The following is an 871-nucleotide window of genomic DNA, read 5'->3' as shown; positions in this document are numbered from 1 at the left end:
GCGAGCACGTGGACGTGCGCACGGTGGGCTCGGGCAACATCGGCATGACCAACGTCGCGCGCTCCGCGGGTGCCGCTGCGGCGGCGCTCACCCTCGCCTGCGACGCGGGCAAGGGCATGGCGTGCATGCTCCTCTCGCACCTCGCGCTCTCCGATTTCGTGTTTGGGGGAGACTGGGCCGCCGCGGGCGTGGAAACCCCCTTCGGCTGGGCCCTCGCCCTGGTCTACCTCAGCTGCGTCATGGGACACGTCTTCTCCCCCTACCTGGGCTTCAGGGGAGGCAAGGGCATATCGGTCGGCTTCGGCGCGGCCCTGGGGCTCCACTGGCCCCTGGCGCTCGCCATCCTCGCCGTGTTCTTCGTCCTCGCCATACCCTCGCGCTACGTCTCGCTTGGCTCCGTCGCCGCCGCTGCCGCCCTTCCCGTGGTGGGGGCCCTCATGGGCTTCGGACCCTGGGTGGAGCTGCCCTTGGCCGTCACCGCGGTCGTCGTCATCTGGTCGCACCGCACCAACCTGAGGAAGCTCGCCAGGGGAGAGGAGCGTCGCTTCAGCGTGCATCGCGGCTCGTCCGACAAGCGCGACGAGGAGGGGGAGTCGCGATGAGCGGGAGGGTCGCCGTCATCGGCACGGGGTCCTGGGGCACGGCGGCGGCCGGCCTCGTTGCGGGGCATGCGGACGAGGTCTGCATGCTCGCCCGCTCCGATGAGGTGGCCCGCTCCATCAGCGAGCTCCACCGCAACCCGCGCCACCTCAGCTCCTACGAGCTGCCCGCGAACGTCCGTGCCACCACGAACGCCGCAGAGGCGCTCGCCGGGGCGGGCCAGGTCCTCGTGGCGGGGCCCCCCCCCCTTCCGAGGGCCACCCCCGCGGCC

General features: G+C 72.4%; 1 protein-coding gene and 1 pseudogene. Both read left to right on the top strand.

Features of this window, described 5'->3' with window-relative positions; translation table 11 throughout:
• On the top strand, positions 1-602 hold a 602-nt coding region (locus BQ7388_RS10155), incomplete at its 5' end, for a glycerol-3-phosphate acyltransferase (RefSeq protein ID WP_072500571.1).
• Positions 599-871: pseudogene (locus tag BQ7388_RS10150) on the top strand (NAD(P)H-dependent glycerol-3-phosphate dehydrogenase); the annotation flags it as partial. The gene BQ7388_RS10155 and the pseudogene BQ7388_RS10150, both read left to right, overlap by 4 nt.

This window comes from Olsenella phocaeensis, from assembly GCF_900120385.1.
GTDB lineage: Bacteria > Actinomycetota > Coriobacteriia > Coriobacteriales > Atopobiaceae > Olsenella_I > Olsenella_I phocaeensis.
The sequence above is the reverse complement of the archived record's forward strand: the minus strand, read 5'-3'. Positions and strand labels throughout refer to the sequence as shown.